A 15,204-nucleotide genomic window follows, 5' to 3' on the forward strand; every position below is an offset into this window, starting at 1 on the left:
GACTCCACGCGCTCCCGCACCCGACCCCTCGAGGAGAGCCCCGACCGTGAACGACCTTGCTGCACTCCTGCCCCTGGTGGCCATCCTGGCCCTCTTCTGGTTCATGGTGGTGCGCCCCCAGCAGCGCCGGCAGAAGGACGTCGTCCGTCTCCAGCAGAGCATCGAGGTCGGCCAGCGCGTGATGATGTCGTCCGGCATCTACGGCACCGTGGTCTCGCTCGCCGACGACCGCGCCCGCCTCGAGATCGCGCCCGGCACCCAGATCGACATCGCCCGCGCCGCGATCGCCAAGGTCGACGAGCCGCTGGAGCAGCCCGCTCCCGACGCGCGCGACGATGCCTGACCGTCGTACGGCACAGGAGGCGCTGCAGCGCCTGACGGTCGACGTGCCCGACTGGCCGGAGAAGGGCGTCACGTTCAAGGACATCACCCCCGTCCTCGCCGACCACCACGCGTTCTCCGCGATCATCACCGCGCTGGCCGCCGCCGGCCGTGACGACCACGGCACCGTGGTCGTCGACAAGGTCGTCGGCATGGAGGCGCGCGGGTTCATCCTCGCCGCGCCGGTGGCGCTCGCCCTCGGCATCGGCTTCGTGCCCGTGCGCAAGGCCGGCAAGCTGCCGCGCGCCGCGCACGCGGTGTCGTACTCCCTGGAGTACGGCGAGGCGACGCTCGAGGTGCACCAGGACGCGATCGCGCCGGGGGAGCGCGTCCTGATGGTCGACGACGTGCTGGCGACCGGCGGCACAGCAGTCGCGACGCGGCAGCTCATCGAGGCCTGCGGCGGCGTCGCGACCGGCGCCGCCGTGCTGATGGAGCTGTCGTTCCTCGAGCCGCGGTCGGTCACCGGCGACCTCCCGATCGCCACGCTGCTCACGATCTGACCGGATCCACCCCGGTCCCCGCGCGGCGGTGCCCGACTCCTCACTAGACTGGGCCAATGGCAGAGGAGGAGGCACCCGCGCAGGACGCCAAGGCGCCCCTCACCGCTCGGGGCATGCGTGCTCGCCTCGCCCGGGTCGGCACCCGCCCGCCGTCGTCCAACCCGGTCCTCGAGCCCCTGTTCCGGGCCGTGCGCGCCAACCACGCGAAGGCCGACCTGGCCCTCCTCGAGCGCGCCTACGCGGTCGCCGACAAGTGGCACACCGGCCAGATGCGCAAGAGCGGCGACCCCTACATCACCCACCCGCTCGCCGTCACGACGATCCTCGCAGACATCGGCATGACCGAGCCGACGCTGGTCGCGGCGCTGCTCCACGACACGGTCGAGGACACGGCGTACACCCTCGACGCGCTGCGTGCCGACTTCGGCGACGAGGTCGCGGTGCTCGTCGACGGTGTCACGAAGCTCGACAAGGTGCAGTACGGCGACTCGGCCCAGGCCGAGACGATCCGCAAGATGATCGTGGCGATGTCGCGCGACATCCGGGTGCTGGTCATCAAGCTCGCCGATCGGCTGCACAACATGCGCACCCTGCGCTACGTCCCGGCCGCCTCCCAGGAGCGATCGAGCCGCGAGACCCTCGACATCTACGCGCCCCTGGCCCACCGGCTCGGCATGAACACCCTCAAGTGGGAGCTCGAGGACCTCGCCTTCGCGACGCTGCACCCCAAGATCTACGACGAGATCGTGCGGATGGTCGCCGAGCGCGCGCCGTCGCGCGACCAGTTCCTCGCCGAGGTCGTGGCCGAGATCGAGCAGGACCTCAAGGCCTCCCGGATCAACGCCAAGGTCACCGGCCGGCCCAAGCACTACTACTCGATCTACCAGAAGATGATCGTCGGCGGCCGCGACTTCTCCGACATCTACGACCTCGTCGGCATCCGCATCCTCGTCGACGAGGACCGCGACTGCTACAGCGCCCTCGGCGTGATCCACTCCCGCTGGAACCCGGTCCTGGGGCGGTTCAAGGACTACGTCGCGATGCCGAAGTTCAACATGTACCAGTCGCTCCACACGACGGTCATCGGCCCCGCGGGCAAGCCGGTCGAGGTGCAGATCCGCACCTTCGCCCAGCACCGCCGCGCCGAGTACGGCGTCGCCGCGCACTGGAAGTACAAGGAGAACAGCAAGGCGGGCGTCGACACCGACCGCCTCGGCGACAAGGACGACCTCACCTGGCTGCGGCAGCTGCTCGACTGGCAGAGCGAGGTCGAGGACCCGGGCGAGTTCCTGGAGTCCCTGCGCTTCGAGATGAACCAGCAGCAGGTCTACGTCTTCACCCCGCGTGGCGACGTGATCCCGCTGCCGTCGGGCGCGACCCCGGTCGACTTCGCCTACGCCGTGCACACCGAGGTCGGCCACCACACGATCGGCTCGCGGGTCAACGGCCGCCTCGTGCCGCTGGAGTCGACCCTCGACAACGGCGACGTCGTCGAGGTCTTCACCTCCAAGTCGCCGACGTCAGGCCCGTCGCGTGACTGGCTCAACTTCGTGCAGTCCCCGCGCGCCCGCTCCAAGATCCGCCAGTGGTTCACCAAGGAGCGCCGCGAGGAGGCGATCGAGCGCGGCAAGGACCAGATCGCCAAGCTCATGCGCAAGGAGGGCCTACCCCTCACACGGCTGATGACCCACGACGTGCTGGCGCTCGTCGCCGAGCACTTCCACCACGCCGACGTCTCCGCCCTCTACGCCGCGGTCGGCGAGGGCAACCTCAGTGCGCAGGCCGTCGTACGACGCGTCATCGACCTGCACGGCGGCGACGATGGAGCCCAGGAGGACCTCTCCGAGGGCGTCACCATCACCGGCCGGTCACGGACCGCCACCAAGCGTGGCCCGACCGACTCCGGCGTCATCGTCAAGGGCGTCGACGACCTCTGGGTCAAGCTCGCCAAGTGCTGCACCCCGGTGCCCCCCGACCCGATCCTGGGGTTCGTCACCAAGGGCGGGGGAGTGTCGGTGCACCGCAAGGACTGCACCAACGCCTCCAGCCTGCTCGGGCAGCCGGAGCGAGTGCTCGAGGTCGAGTGGGCGCCCACGTCGCAGTCGACGTTCCTGGTGAACATCCAGGTCGAGGCCCTCGACCGCGCCCGGCTGCTCTCCGACATCACGATGGCGCTCTCCGACGCCCACGTGAACATCCTCAGCGCGACGCTCTCCACCACCCGCGACCGGGTGGCCAAGAGCCGCTTCTCCTTCGAGATGGCCGACGCGGCCCACCTCGACGGCGTGCTCCGCGCCGTACGCGCCGTGCCGGGCGTGTTCGACGCCTACCGCGTCACCGCCTGAGGTCGAGCGGGCACTTCGGTCCCTGTCAAACAAGCCGATCGGGCACTTCGTGCCCGTCAGGGACGGTGACCGGGCACTTCGTGCCCGTGTTGCGCGACGAAGTGCCCGCTCAGTACTCAGGACAGGGCACGAAGTGCCCGATCAGCTGAAGTCGGCCGCGGCCCGCCGGGCCATGTCGAGGAACGCCTGCTTGTTGGCGAGCTCGGACTCGAGGTCCTTCACGCGCCGGTCGTCGCCGGCGGCGGACGCCTTGTCGAGCTTGGCCTGGGTCTCGGCGATGCCGGACTCGAGCTTGCCGATCATGTCGTCGGCGCGCGCGGACTTCTCCGGGTCGCTGCGACTCCACTGCTCGTCCTCGACCGAGCGGATGGCCTGCTCGACCTTCCGCATCCGGCCCTCGAGCTCCTTCATCCGGTCACGGGGGACCTTGCCGGCGGCGTCCCAGCGGTCCGCGAGGTCGCGGAAGGTCTTCTTGGCGGCCTCGAGGTCGGTCACGGGGACCAGCGCCTCGGCCTCGACGAGGATGGCGTCCTTGACCTCGGCGTTGGCGGCGAACTCCTCGTCGAGCGCGGCGTTGGTCGCGTCGCGGGCGCCGAAGAAGGTGTCCTGGGCGCCGCGGAAGCGCTGCCAGAGCTGGTCGTCGACCTCGCGCGGCGCGGGGCCGGCGGCCTTCCACTCCCGCATCAGGTCGCGGTACTTGCCGGCGGTCGGGCCCCACTCGGTCGAGGACGAGAGCGCCTCGGCCTCCTTGGCCAGCCGCTCCTTGACGACGCGCGCGGAGTCGCGGCGCTCGTGCTCCTCGGCGAAGTGCGCCTTGCGGTGTCGGGTGTACGTCGTCCGCGCGGTGGAGAAGCGGCGCCACAGGGCGTCGTCGGTGGCCCGGTCGAGCCGGGGGAGCTCCTTCCACGTCGCCAGCAGCTCACGGAGCCGGTTGGCGCCGTTGCGCCAGTCGGTGCTGTCGGCGAGCCGCTCGGCCTCGGCGACGAGCTTCTCCTTCGCCGCCTTGGACTCGGCGCTCTTCTGCGCCCGCTCCTCCTTGCGGGCCGAGCGCTGGACGGCGATCACCGGGGCCAACGCGTCGAGGCGGGCGGCGAGGGAGACGAGGTCACCGACCGCGTGGGCGTCGCCGACCTGCTCGCGCAGCGCCTTGACCGACGACGTCGCCTCCTCGGGCGCCAGTCGCCCCGAGGCCACCCGCTGCTCGAGCAGGTGGACCTTCCCCTCGAGCTCCTCGTAGCGCTTGGTGAAGAACTCCAGCGCCTCCTCGGAGGTGCCGGCCTCGTAGGACCCCACAGGACGCTCGCCATCGGCGGTTCGGACATAGACGGTGCCGTCCTCGGCCACCCGGCCCCAGGGCTGATCACCCTGTGCCGAGTCGTCTCGGGACTGCTTGTCGGAGCTCATGGTCGCCCATCGTAGTCATGGCCCGGACTGCCCTCGGTAGGCTTCCCACCGACAAGCAGACCACCGGCCGGACGCCGGTCGACGACCAGCAAGGACTGACGCCCGTGTTCATCGCCGGCTTCCCCGCCGGACCCTGGGGTACCAACTGCTACGTCGTGGCGACGGGTCCCGGGTCGGAGTGCGTGGTCATCGATCCCGGCAAGGACTCCATAGCCGGTGTCGACCAGGTCGTCCGGGAGCACCGGCTCAAGCCGGTCAGCGTGCTGGTCACGCACGGCCACGTCGACCACATGTGGTGCGTCGCCCCCGTGGCGGGCACCTACGACGCGACGGCGTGGATCCACCCGTCCGACCGGCACCTGCTGTCCGACCCGATGGCCGGGATGAGCCCGGAGACCACCCAGATGCTCCTCGGGGGCGACTACTCGTGGGCCGAGCCCGACGACGTGCGCGAGCTGTCCGACCTCGCCGAGCTCGAGCTCGCGGGGCTGCGGTTCGTGGTCGACCACACGCCGGGCCACACCCAGGGCTCGGTGACGTTCCGGACGCCGTACGCGCAGCAGGACGTCTCGGAGCTGATGTTCTCCGGCGACCTCCTCTTCGCCGGGTCCATCGGCCGCACCGACCTCCCCGGCGGCGACCACGCCACGATGCTGCGCAGCCTGGCCGGCAAGGTCCTGCCGCTCGCCGACGACATCGTGGTGCTGCCCGGTCACGGTGAGCAGACCTCGATCGGACGCGAGCGCGCCACCAACCCCTTCCTCCAAGACCTGACCCAGGACGTCTGATGAGCAAGATCGCCCCGCTGAGCGGGTTCCCCGAGCTGCTGCCTGCGCAGCGCGCCGTCGAGCGCGAGGTCATCGCCTCGGTCTCGCGGACGTTCGAGCTGCACGGCTTCACCAACATCGAGACCCGTGTCGTCGAGCCGGTCGACCGGCTGGCCAAGGGCGGCGAGGTCGACAAGGAGATCTACGTCCTCCAGCGCATCGCGGCCGAGCCCGACGCGAAGGCCGAGCTCGGCCTCCACTTCGACCTCACCGTGCCCTTCGCGCGCTACGTCCTCGAGCACGCCGGCCACCTGGAGTTCCCCTTCCGGCGCTTCCAGGTGCAGCCCGCCTGGCGCGGCGAGCGGCCGCAGGAGGGCCGCTACCGGCAGTTCACGCAGGCCGACGTCGACATCGTGGGCCGCGACGAGCTGCCCTTCCACCACGACGTCGAGGTGATGGCGGTGATGGTCGACGCCCTCGGCCGGCTGCCGATCCCGCGGGTGTCGTTCCAGTTCAACAACCGCAAGCTGATCCAGGGCTTCTACCGGGGCCTCGGCATCGACGACGTCACCGACGCCATCCGGGTCATCGACAAGCTCGACAAGCTCCCGGCCGACGAGGTCGCCCGGCTGCTGGTCGACCGGGTCGGCACCACGCCCGAGCAGGCGCAGCGCTGCCTCGAGCTCGCCACCATCCGCGTCGAGGACACCTCGTTCGTGGAGAAGGTCCGGGCGCTCGGGGTCAGCGACGAGCTGCTCGACCAGGGGCTCGAGGAGCTCGCGGCCGTGGTCGAGGGCTGCCGCGCCGTCGCCGGCGACCGCGTGGGAGTCGAGGCCAACCTGCGCATCGCGCGGGGGCTCGACTACTACACCGGCACCGTCGTCGAGATCTTCATGGAGGGCTACGAGCGGCTCAAGTCCGTCGGTGGGGGAGGGCGCTACGACGCGCTCGCCAGCGACGGGCGTACGACGTACCCCGGCGTCGGCGTGTCGTTCGGCGTGTCCCGCACCCTCGTCCCGCTCATCTCCGACGGCGTCCTGTCCGGCAGCCGTCCCGTGCCCAGCGTCGTTCTCGTCGCCCTCAACAACGAGGACGACCGCACCGCCAGCACCGGCATCGCCGCCGCGCTGCGGGCCCGGGACGTCGCCTGCGAGGTGGCCCCGTCGCCGGCGAAGTTCGGCAAGCAGATCCGCTTCGCCGAGCGGCGAGGCATCCCCTACGTCTGGTTCGTCCAGGCCGACGGCACGAGCCAGGTCAAGGACATCCGGACCGGCGAGCAGGTCGAGGCGGACCCGGGGTCGTGGACCCCGCCCGAGGCCGACCTGCGGCCCACGATCATCAGCACCGCCACCCCCAGCAGCACCACCAGTGATTCAGAGGAGAACCAGTGATCCGCACCCATGACGCCGGCGCCCTGCGCGCCGAGCACGTCGGCCAGACCGTCACGCTCGCCGGGTGGGTGGCGCGTCGGCGCGATCACGGCGGGGTCGCGTTCCTGGACCTCCGCGAGCGCAGCGGCGTGGTGCAGGTCGTCGTGCGCGACGAGGCCGTCGCACACAGCCTCCGCAGCGAGTTCTGCCTGAAGGTCGTGGGCGAGGTCGTCGCGCGCAAGGAGGGCAACGAGAACCCCAACCTCGCCACCGGCGAGATCGAGGTCGTGGCGACCGAGGTCGAGGTGCTCTCGGCCTCCGACCCGCTCCCGTTCCCCGTCGACGACGCGTCCGGCCACAAGGGCGGCGAGGTCGGCGAGGAGGCCCGCCTCAAGCACCGCTACCTCGACCTGCGCCGCTCCGGCCCCAACGCCGCCCTCCGCCTGCGCAGCAAGATCAACAAGGCCGCCCGCGACGTGCTCGACGCCCGCGACTTCGTCGAGGTCGAGACGCCCACGCTGACCCGCTCCACGCCCGAGGGCGCCCGCGACTTCCTGGTGCCGGCCCGTCTGGCCCCCGGCAGCTGGTACGCCCTCCCGCAGAGCCCGCAGCTGTTCAAGCAGCTGCTCATGGTCGGCGGCATGGAGCGCTACTACCAGATCGCGCGCTGCTACCGCGACGAGGACTTCCGCGCCGACCGGCAGCCGGAGTTCACCCAGCTCGACATCGAGATGAGCTTCGTGGACCAGGAGGACGTCATCACGCTGATGGAGGACGTCCTGGAGGCCATGTGGGCCCAGGCCGGCCACACCATCCAGCGCCCGCTGCCGCGGATGACGTACGCCGACGCGATGGCGCGGTACGGGTCCGACAAGCCGGACCTCCGGATGGGCCTCGAGCTCGTCGAGTGCACCGACTACTTCAAGGACACCACGTTCCGGGTGTTCCAGGCCGACTACGTCGGCGCGGTCGTGATGCCGGGCGGCGGCAGCCAGCCGCGTCGCCAGTTCGACGCCTGGCAGGACTGGGCCAAGCAACGCGGTGCCAAGGGCCTGGCGTACGTCACGATCGCCGAGGACGGCGAGCTCGGCGGTCCGGTCGCGAAGAACCTCACCGACGCCGAGCGCGAGGGCCTCGCCGCCCACGTCGGGGCTTCGCCGGGCGACTGCATCTTCTTCGCCGCCGGACCCGCCAAGAGCAGCCGTGCGCTGCTCGGCGCCGCGCGCCTCGAGATCGGTCGCCGCGGTGACATGCTCGACGACTCGACCTTCGCCTTCACCTGGGTCGTCGACGCCCCGCTCTTCGAGCCGAGCTCCGACGCGGTCGCCAGCGGCGACGTCGCCGTCGGCGCGGGCGCCTGGACGGCGGTGCACCACGCCTTCACCAGCCCGAAGCCTGAGTTCCTCGACACCTTCGACACCGACCCCGGCAGCGCGCTTGCCTACGCCTACGACATCGTCTGCAACGGCAACGAGCTCGGCGGCGGGTCCATCCGTATCCACCGCGGTGACATCCAGAAGCGCGTGTTCGCGGTGATGGGGCTGTCCGAGGACGAGGCGCAGGAGAAGTTCGGTTTCCTGCTCGATGCCTTCAAGTTCGGGGCGCCCCCCCACGGCGGCATCGCCGTCGGCATGGACCGCATCGTGGCGCTGCTCGCGGGCACCGACTCCATCCGCGACGTCATCGCCTTCCCGAAGTCCGGGGGCGGCTACGACCCGCTCACGGCGGCGCCGGCGCCCATCACCCCGGAGCAGCGCAAGGAAGCCGGTGTCGACGCCACGCCCGCGAAGGACGTCCCGCCGGGGGAGTGATCACCCGCAGGTTTGCCCGGCCATCCCGGTGACCACGGGCCCAACGCGTCGTAACGGGATCGTTACCCGTCCTTGATCGTTCACGCGTCGCAGGTCACATAGAGTCCCGTTCGGCGCGGTCCCCGGAGGGACCGCAGACACCACCGGACCCGAACTCGATGGGGAGAGAATGTCGGCACAAGCGACGGGGCCTGAGACCCTGGGCTCGCTCAGCGACGAACCGGAGATCAACGACCCGAACAGCAAGCAGGCCAAGGAGATCTCCGGCAAGTCGCCGATGCAGATCGCGTTCGGCCGGCTGCGGAAGGACAAGATCGCCGTCACGTGCGCGGTCATCGTGATCTTCTTCTTGCTGGTGGCGATCTTCGCGGACCTGATCGCCAAGGCGTTCGGGGTGAGTCTCGACACCGTCACCGCGTGCGAGGTCCTCGAGTGCAACTTCGCCGAGCCGGGCGTCGGCTACCCCAAGACAGGCCCGCCGTTCTACCCGTTCGACCCCGCGCACCCCTTCGGCATCGCCCCCCGCACCGGCGCCGACAACCTGGCCCACTGGATCTACGGGTGCCGCACCTCGCTGATGATCGCGGGCGCGGCGACGCTCTTCTCGTCCGTGGTCGGCATCGTGGTCGGCCTGGTGTCCGGCTTCACCGGCGGCGTCGTCGACAAGATCCTGTCGTTCATCACCGACTTCTTCCTCACGATCCCGTTCCTCCTCGCGGCGCTGACCATCTCGCCGATCATCATCGACCGCTTCGGCACCAGCGACAGCTACGAGACCATCCAGATCGGCTCGCTCATCCTCATCCTGTCGCTGTTCGGCTGGATGACGGTGGCCCGTCTGATCCGCGGCGAGGTGCTCTCGCTCCGTGAGCGCGAGTTCATCCACGCCGCCCGGGTGCTGGGCATGCCGACGCGGCGCATCCTGTTCAAGGAGCTCCTGCCCAACCTCACGGCGCCCATCGTCATCAGCATCTCCCTGATGCTGCCGGCGTTCGTGGCGGCAGAGGCCGGCCTGGCGTTCCTCGGCATCGGCGTCACCGGCAGCGCCTCGTGGGGCCAGACCATCGCCAACGCGGTGCCCTACTGGAGCAACTACCCCCTCTACCTGTGGGAGCCCCTGATCGGCGTCGTCGCCCTGGTGCTCGCACTCAACCTCCTCGGCGACGCGGTTCGAGACGCGTTCGACCCGAAGACCCGCCGCTGAGGCGGAGATCCTCAACAGACGTCACCCCGGGGGCTTCCGGTGTGCGAACAACAACGAAAGGCTGGACAATGAGACGGACCAAGGCGGCGGCAGCACTCGCCACCAGTGCCGCGCTCGTGACCCTCGCTGCCTGTGGTGGCGGCGGCGGGAACGACGACGAGGGCAGCAGCGGAAGCGGCAGCGAAGGCTTCCAGGATGCTTCGGAGACCATCGCCAAGGACCCAGAGCGCCAGGGCCCCGCGGCTGATGTCGAGGGCGCTTCGGCCGGCGGCACCATCACGGTGTACCTGCCGGACGACCCGGGCCCCGAGGACCTCGACCCGACCAACGGCTGGTCGGTCACGGGCAACTCGATCCAGCAGGCGCTCACGCACCGGTCGCTGACCCAGTACTCCCGCGACACCGAGTCCGGCGAGATGATCCTCGTCCCGGACCTGGCGACCGACCTGGGTAGCCCCAACGAGGACTTCACCGAGTGGACGTTCACCATCCGCGACGACGCGACGTGGGAGGACGGCAAGCCGATCACCGCCGAGGAGGTCGCCTGGGGCATCGAGCGTTCGCTCGACTCCGAGGCCTTCCCGTCGGGTCCCGGCACCGAGTACTCCACGCACTACTTCCTCGACGCCGACAGCTACAAGGGTCCCTACACCGACAAGGGCAAGGACTACAAGGGCATCACGTTCGACGAGGACGCCCGCACGGTGACCATCAAGATGTCCATGCCGTTCCCGGACATGGACTACTGGGGCGCCTTCATGGCGATGGGCCCGTCCCCGCTCGGCAAGGTCTCCGACCCGCCGGAGTACGGTCGTAGCCCGCTGTCGACCGGCCCCTACAAGGTCGAGTCGTTCCGCCCGAGCGAGGAGCTCGTGCTCGTCAAGAACGACGCCTGGGTCGCCGACTCCGACCCGGCCCGTCACCAGTACGCCGACAAGTGGATCTTCAAGTTCGCTGCTGACCCGACCCAGACCGACGAGCTGATGCTCAGCGGCAACACCGAGTCGCAGACGGCCCTCTCGGCCAGCGTCACCGCCGAGAACTACGCCAAGTTCAACCAGGACCTGGGCGACCGCCTCGTGCAGCAGTCGGCGCAGTGCACCAGCTTCTGGGCGCCCGACTACGAGAAGACGACGCCGGAGATCCGCAAGGCCCTGGCGTACGCCTACCCGTACGAGAGCGTGTGGCAGGCCTCCGGTGAGGTCCCCGGCGTGACCCGTGTCCCGGCGAACTCGGTCATGCCCCCCGGCATGGCGGGCAAGTCCGACTACCAGGTCGACGGTGAGCAGATCACCTACCAGCCCGAGAAGGCGAAGGAGCTCCTGGCCGAGGCTGGCGAGGAGGGCTACGAGATCCACATGGCCTACAACACCGGCTCGCCGACCACCGAGGCTGCTCAGAAGCAGATCGAGAAGGGTCTCACCGACTCCGGCTTCAAGGTCACGTCCTACCCCGTGCCGATCGAGACCTCGCTCTACACGATCTGGACCGACCCGGACAACAAGATCAACAAGAAGCTCAACCTGCGCGGCGTCAACTGGTGCTCGGACTGGCCGTCCGGCTCCACGATGATCCCGGCCCTGCTCCGCACGGGCGCCACCTACAACACGGCGTTCTTCTCCGAGGACTCCATCGACGCGAAGATGGACGAGATCGGCACCATGGAGCTCGACGCGCAGCCCGATGCCTGGGGTGCCCTGGACGAGCAGATCGCGACCGAGTTCTACCCGATCATCCCGACCGCGTTCCGCAACGACCTCTTCGCCTTCGGCGAGAAGATCGGGAACCCGACCGGTGACGGTGCCCTCGGCGCGCCCAACTACAAGGATCTCTTCGTCGCTCAGTGACCCTGTGGTCCACTGACTGAGTCGATCCTGCTCCACCTCGGTGTGGGGGCCCCGTGAACCGGGGCCCCCACACCACCGTGTGTCGGCCATGCCGGCAGCTGCTCACAACCCCGGAGGGAAATCCTCGTGTTCGCCTATGTCGTCAAGCGCCTGCTCTCGGGCGTGGTCGTCCTGTTCCTCATCTCGATGAGCGTGTTCCTGCTCTTCTGGTACGGACCGTCCGAGCCCGCGCAGACGATCTGCGACAACGACACCAGCAACCGCTGCACACCCGCGCGGCTCGAGGTGTTCCGCGAGAACCTCGGCTTCAACAACCCGTGGTACGAGGAGTACGGCAAGTTCATGAAGGGTGTCGTGGCCGGGCGCGAGATCCAGTTCGGCAGCACCACCGTGTTCGACTGCCCGGCCCCGTGCCTGGGCTACTCCTACCGGACCAAGGCTCCGGTGTTCGAGGAGATGAAGCAGCGCATGCCGGCCACGTTCTCGGTGGCGATCGGCGGCGCGTTCCTCTACCTGACCCTCGGCATCCCGATCGGTGTCGCCGCGGCCCGAAGACGGGGGACGTTGACCGACAAGGCGCTCGTGTCGAGCTTCCTGGTCATCTCGTCCATCCCCTACTACCTGTTCGCCCTGCTGACCTGGTTGTTCCTCACCATCAGCTGGGAGATACCCCTGTTCTCCGAAACCGGCTACTTCCCGATCACCGAGAATCCGGCGAAGTGGTTCAGTGGCATGTTCCTTGCATGGATGGCTCTGGGTGCCTTCGGGTGCACGACCTACACGCGTTACTCCCGCGGCTCGATGGTGGAGGTCCTCAACGAGGACTACATCCGCACCGCGAAGGCCAAGGGGCTGCGGGACAACACCGTGGTCTACAAGCACGCGTTGCGGTCCGCGCTGGTGCCCGTCATCACGATCTTCGGCATCGAGTTCGGCACCCTGCTCGCGGGTACGATCTTCACCGAGACGATCTTCGACATCGACGGGATCGGACTGTGGAGCCTGCRGGCGGTCGCCCAGCGTGACCTGCCCGTAGTGTCGGCCACTGCTCTGTTCGCGGCCGCCGTCCTGATCATCTCCAACATCGTCGTCGACGTCATCTACAGCGTTCTCGATCCCCGAGTGAGGCTCTCTTGACCATCACGTCCCCCTCCTCCGCTTCGTCCCCCAGCGACGTCGACGGGCCGTACCTCCAGGTGGAGGACCTCACGGTGACGTTCCCGACCCAGGACGGGCCGGTCCAGGCCGTGAAGGGGCTGAGCTACTCGGTCGAGCTGGGCAAGACGCTCGGCATCGTCGGCGAGTCCGGTTCCGGCAAGTCGGTCTCGAGCATGGCCGTGATGGGCCTGCACGACGCCAAGTCGAGCGAGATCTCCGGATCGATCCGCCTAGGTGGCACCGAGGTCGTCGGCCTTGCCGAGAGCCGCATGCGCAAGCTGCGCGGCAACGCGATGGCGATGATCTTCCAGGACGCCCTGGCTGCGCTGCACCCCTTCTACCGGGTCGGCGACCAGCTCGCCGAGGCTTATGCGATGCACCACCCGAAGGCGTCCAAGCGCGACGGCCGTCGCAAGGCGATCGAGATGCTCGACCGTGTCGGCATCCCCCAGCCCGACCGCCGCGTCGACGACTTCGCCCACCAGTTCTCCGGCGGCATGCGACAGCGCGTGATGATCGCGATGGGCCTGATCAACGACCCGTCGCTGCTGATCGCCGACGAGCCGACCACCGCGCTCGACGTGACGGTGCAGGCGCAGATCCTCGACCTGCTCCAGGACCTGCAGCGCGAGTTCAACTCCGCCGTCATCATCATCACCCACGACCTCGGCGTCATCGCCGAGATGGCCGACGACGTGCTCGTGATGTACGCCGGCCGGTGTGTGGAGTTCGGGACGACCAAGGAGATCCTGACCCGTCCGGAGATGCCCTACTCGTGGGGCCTGCTGTCGAGCATCCCCGAGGTCGGGGCCTCCACCGACGCCCGTCTCATCCCGATCCCGGGCAATCCGCCCAGCCTGCTGAAGCCGCCGTCGGGGTGCTCGTTCCACCCCCGCTGCTCGCACCGGGACAAGGTGCCCGGCGACCTGTGCTTCACCGAGCTCCCCGCCCTGACGCCGGCCAGCAACCGGGCCGGCCACCTCAAGCGGTGCCACCTGCCCAACCCTGAAGAGATCTACCGCACGGAAGTGCTGCCGGAGATCGCCCCCGACCTCGCCGAGGAGATTCGATGAGCCAGGACCCCAACGCCAAGGTGGCGATCGACGCGAGCGAGATCGGCGCCAACGCGGCGGAGACGGGTGACCGGGACCTCTCCCACCACGACACGGACGTCGTCGACGACCACGAGGTGGTCCACGCGCCGCTGGACTTCCACGAGCTCGCCGAGCAGGGTCACGCCGCCACCGCGCTCGACCCCGACGCCGAGCCCATCATCACGATCGACAACCTGAAGATGTACTTCCCCGTGAAGTCCTCGGGGCTCGTCCGCCGGACGGTCGGTCACGTCCAGGCGGTGGACGGGGTGTCCTTCGAGGTGCCGCGCGGCGGCTCGCTCGGCCTGGTCGGCGAGTCCGGGTGTGGCAAGTCCACCACCGGCCGGCTGATCACCCGCCTCTACAAGCCGACCGGCGGGTCGATGATGTTCGAGGGCCACGACCTGGCCAAGCTCTCCAACTCGCAGATGAGGCCGCTGCGCCGCGACGTGCAGATGATCTTCCAGGACCCCTACACCTCGCTCAACCCGCGCCACACGGTCGGCACGATCGTCGGTTCGCCGCTCGCGGTGCACAACATCGTGCCGAAGGACAAGATCCTGCCTCGGGTCCAGGAGCTGCTCGAGGTGGTGGGCCTCAACCCGGAGCACTACAACCGCTACCCCAACGAGTTCTCCGGCGGTCAGCGCCAGCGGATCGGCATCGCCCGGGCGCTCACGCTCAACCCCAAGCTCCTCGTCGCCGACGAGCCGGTCTCGGCGCTCGACGTGTCGATCCAGGCGCAGGTGGTCAACCTGCTCCAGGACCTGCAGCGCGAGTTCGACATCGCCTTCCTCTTCATCGCCCACGACCTCGCGGTGGTGCGCCACTTCTGCCCCGAGGTCGCGGTGATGTACCTCGGCAAGATCGTCGAGATCGGTGACCGCGACAGGATCTACAGTCACGCCCACCACCCCTACACGCAGGCGCTGCTCTCGGCAGTGCCCGACGTGAAGCAGGCGGCGGTCGGCGGCCGTCGGGAGCGGATCCGGCTCGAGGGCGACGTGCCGAGCCCGATCAACCCGCCGTCGGGCTGCCGGTTCCGCACTCGCTGCCAGTTCGCCCAGGAGATCTGCGCGAAGGTGGAGCCGCCGCTGCTGCAGATCGGCAAGCGTCACAAGGTGGCCTGCCACTTCGCCGGCGAGCTGGGCTCCCACCCGGCGGCGCCCGTGACCACCGACCTGCTCGCGGTCGACGACCAGGGCACCCCGGTGCCCGGAGCCACGCCGACCAACGAGCAGCTCACCATCCCGGGCTACGAGAAGACCTGGTACGACCTGAAGTCGAAGCAGACGACGGGGGTCTGAGGGGCGCACCGAC

General features: G+C 69.3%; 12 protein-coding genes. 11 read left to right on the forward strand and 1 reads right to left on the reverse strand.

What is annotated here, in order from left to right:
• The first annotated feature begins 46 nt into the window (after positions 1–46).
• The 3 genes from yajC to ACXJKB_RS06760 are packed head-to-tail and all read left to right on the forward strand — an operon-like array spanning position 47 to position 3,229.
• A complete protein-coding gene (gene yajC / locus ACXJKB_RS06750; RefSeq protein WP_457186658.1) occupies positions 47–343 on the forward strand; it encodes a preprotein translocase subunit YajC in 297 nt (98 codons plus the stop codon).
• Positions 336–884 (forward strand): adenine phosphoribosyltransferase, encoded by a 549-nt coding sequence (locus ACXJKB_RS06755; protein ID WP_457186660.1) that lies wholly within the window; start codon positions 336–338, stop codon positions 882–884. The genes yajC and ACXJKB_RS06755 overlap by 8 nt, the downstream gene beginning before the upstream one ends.
• A gap of 56 nt (positions 885–940) precedes the next feature.
• Positions 941–3,229 (forward strand): RelA/SpoT family protein, encoded by a 2,289-nt coding sequence (locus tag ACXJKB_RS06760; RefSeq protein WP_457186662.1) that lies wholly within the window; start codon positions 941–943, stop codon positions 3,227–3,229.
• Between the two features lie 141 nt (positions 3,230–3,370).
• On the opposite strand, the gene ACXJKB_RS06765 is transcribed toward ACXJKB_RS06760, so the two are convergent.
• On the reverse strand, positions 3,371–4,633 hold the full coding sequence (locus tag ACXJKB_RS06765; RefSeq protein WP_457186664.1) for a DUF349 domain-containing protein: 1,263 nt from the start codon (positions 4,631–4,633) through the stop codon (positions 3,371–3,373).
• Between the two features lie 17 nt (positions 4,634–4,650).
• Between ACXJKB_RS06765 and ACXJKB_RS06770 the strand changes: the two genes are divergently transcribed.
• From ACXJKB_RS06770 to ACXJKB_RS06805, 8 genes are all read left to right on the forward strand, one after another.
• Complete coding sequence (locus ACXJKB_RS06770) at positions 4,651–5,421, forward strand: MBL fold metallo-hydrolase (protein WP_457186666.1); 771 nt, start codon at positions 4,651–4,653, stop codon at positions 5,419–5,421.
• Complete coding sequence (hisS, locus tag ACXJKB_RS06775) at positions 5,421–6,791, forward strand: histidine--tRNA ligase (RefSeq protein WP_457186668.1); 1,371 nt, start codon at positions 5,421–5,423, stop codon at positions 6,789–6,791. The genes ACXJKB_RS06770 and hisS overlap by 1 nt, the downstream gene beginning before the upstream one ends.
• Positions 6,788–8,581, forward strand: a complete 1,794-nt coding sequence (gene aspS / locus ACXJKB_RS06780; RefSeq protein ID WP_457186670.1) for an aspartate--tRNA ligase — start codon at positions 6,788–6,790, stop codon at positions 8,579–8,581. Before hisS ends, aspS begins: the two co-directional genes overlap by 4 nt.
• Positions 8,582–8,750: 169 nt before the next feature.
• Positions 8,751–9,785, forward strand: a complete 1,035-nt coding sequence (locus ACXJKB_RS06785) for an ABC transporter permease (RefSeq protein ID WP_457186672.1) — start codon at positions 8,751–8,753, stop codon at positions 9,783–9,785.
• A 68-nt stretch (positions 9,786–9,853) separates the two neighbouring features.
• The gene (locus tag ACXJKB_RS06790) at positions 9,854–11,632 is read left to right on the forward strand and encodes an ABC transporter substrate-binding protein (RefSeq protein WP_457186674.1); all 1,779 of its coding nucleotides are present in this window, start codon (positions 9,854–9,856) and stop codon (positions 11,630–11,632) included.
• A 126-nt stretch (positions 11,633–11,758) separates the two neighbouring features.
• Positions 11,759–12,769, forward strand: coding sequence for an ABC transporter permease (locus ACXJKB_RS06795; protein WP_457186676.1), 1,011 nt, complete (start codon positions 11,759–11,761; stop codon positions 12,767–12,769).
• A gap of 74 nt (positions 12,770–12,843) precedes the next feature.
• The gene (locus tag ACXJKB_RS06800; protein WP_457186678.1) at positions 12,844–13,863 is read left to right on the forward strand and encodes an ABC transporter ATP-binding protein; all 1,020 of its coding nucleotides are present in this window, start codon (positions 12,844–12,846) and stop codon (positions 13,861–13,863) included.
• Positions 13,860–15,191 carry an ABC transporter ATP-binding protein gene (locus ACXJKB_RS06805; protein ID WP_457186680.1) on the forward strand — a complete coding sequence of 444 codons (1,332 nt, stop codon included), beginning with the start codon at positions 13,860–13,862 and terminating at the stop codon, positions 15,189–15,191. Before ACXJKB_RS06800 ends, ACXJKB_RS06805 begins: the two co-directional genes overlap by 4 nt.
• Positions 15,192–15,204 lie beyond the last annotated feature (13 nt).

The organism is Nocardioides sp. P5_E3 (assembly GCF_054049275.1).

Excerpts from the sequence above, each read along its gene's own strand:
- ACXJKB_RS06755 (WP_457186660.1), top strand. The coding sequence starts at position 336 with ATGCCTGACCGTCGTACGGCACAGGAGGCGCTGCAGCGCCTGACGGTC.
- ACXJKB_RS06760 (WP_457186662.1), top strand. The coding sequence starts at position 941 with ATGGCAGAGGAGGAGGCACCCGCGCAGGACGCCAAGGCGCCCCTCACC.
- ACXJKB_RS06765 (WP_457186664.1), bottom strand. The coding sequence starts at position 4,633 with ATGAGCTCCGACAAGCAGTCCCGAGACGACTCGGCACAGGGTGATCAG.
- ACXJKB_RS06770 (WP_457186666.1), top strand. The coding sequence starts at position 4,651 with ATGGCCCGGACTGCCCTCGGTAGGCTTCCCACCGACAAGCAGACCACC.
- hisS (WP_457186668.1), top strand. The coding sequence starts at position 5,421 with ATGAGCAAGATCGCCCCGCTGAGCGGGTTCCCCGAGCTGCTGCCTGCG.
- ACXJKB_RS06785 (WP_457186672.1), top strand. The coding sequence starts at position 8,751 with ATGTCGGCACAAGCGACGGGGCCTGAGACCCTGGGCTCGCTCAGCGAC.
- ACXJKB_RS06790 (WP_457186674.1), top strand. The coding sequence starts at position 9,854 with ATGAGACGGACCAAGGCGGCGGCAGCACTCGCCACCAGTGCCGCGCTC.
- ACXJKB_RS06805 (WP_457186680.1), top strand. The coding sequence starts at position 13,860 with ATGAGCCAGGACCCCAACGCCAAGGTGGCGATCGACGCGAGCGAGATC.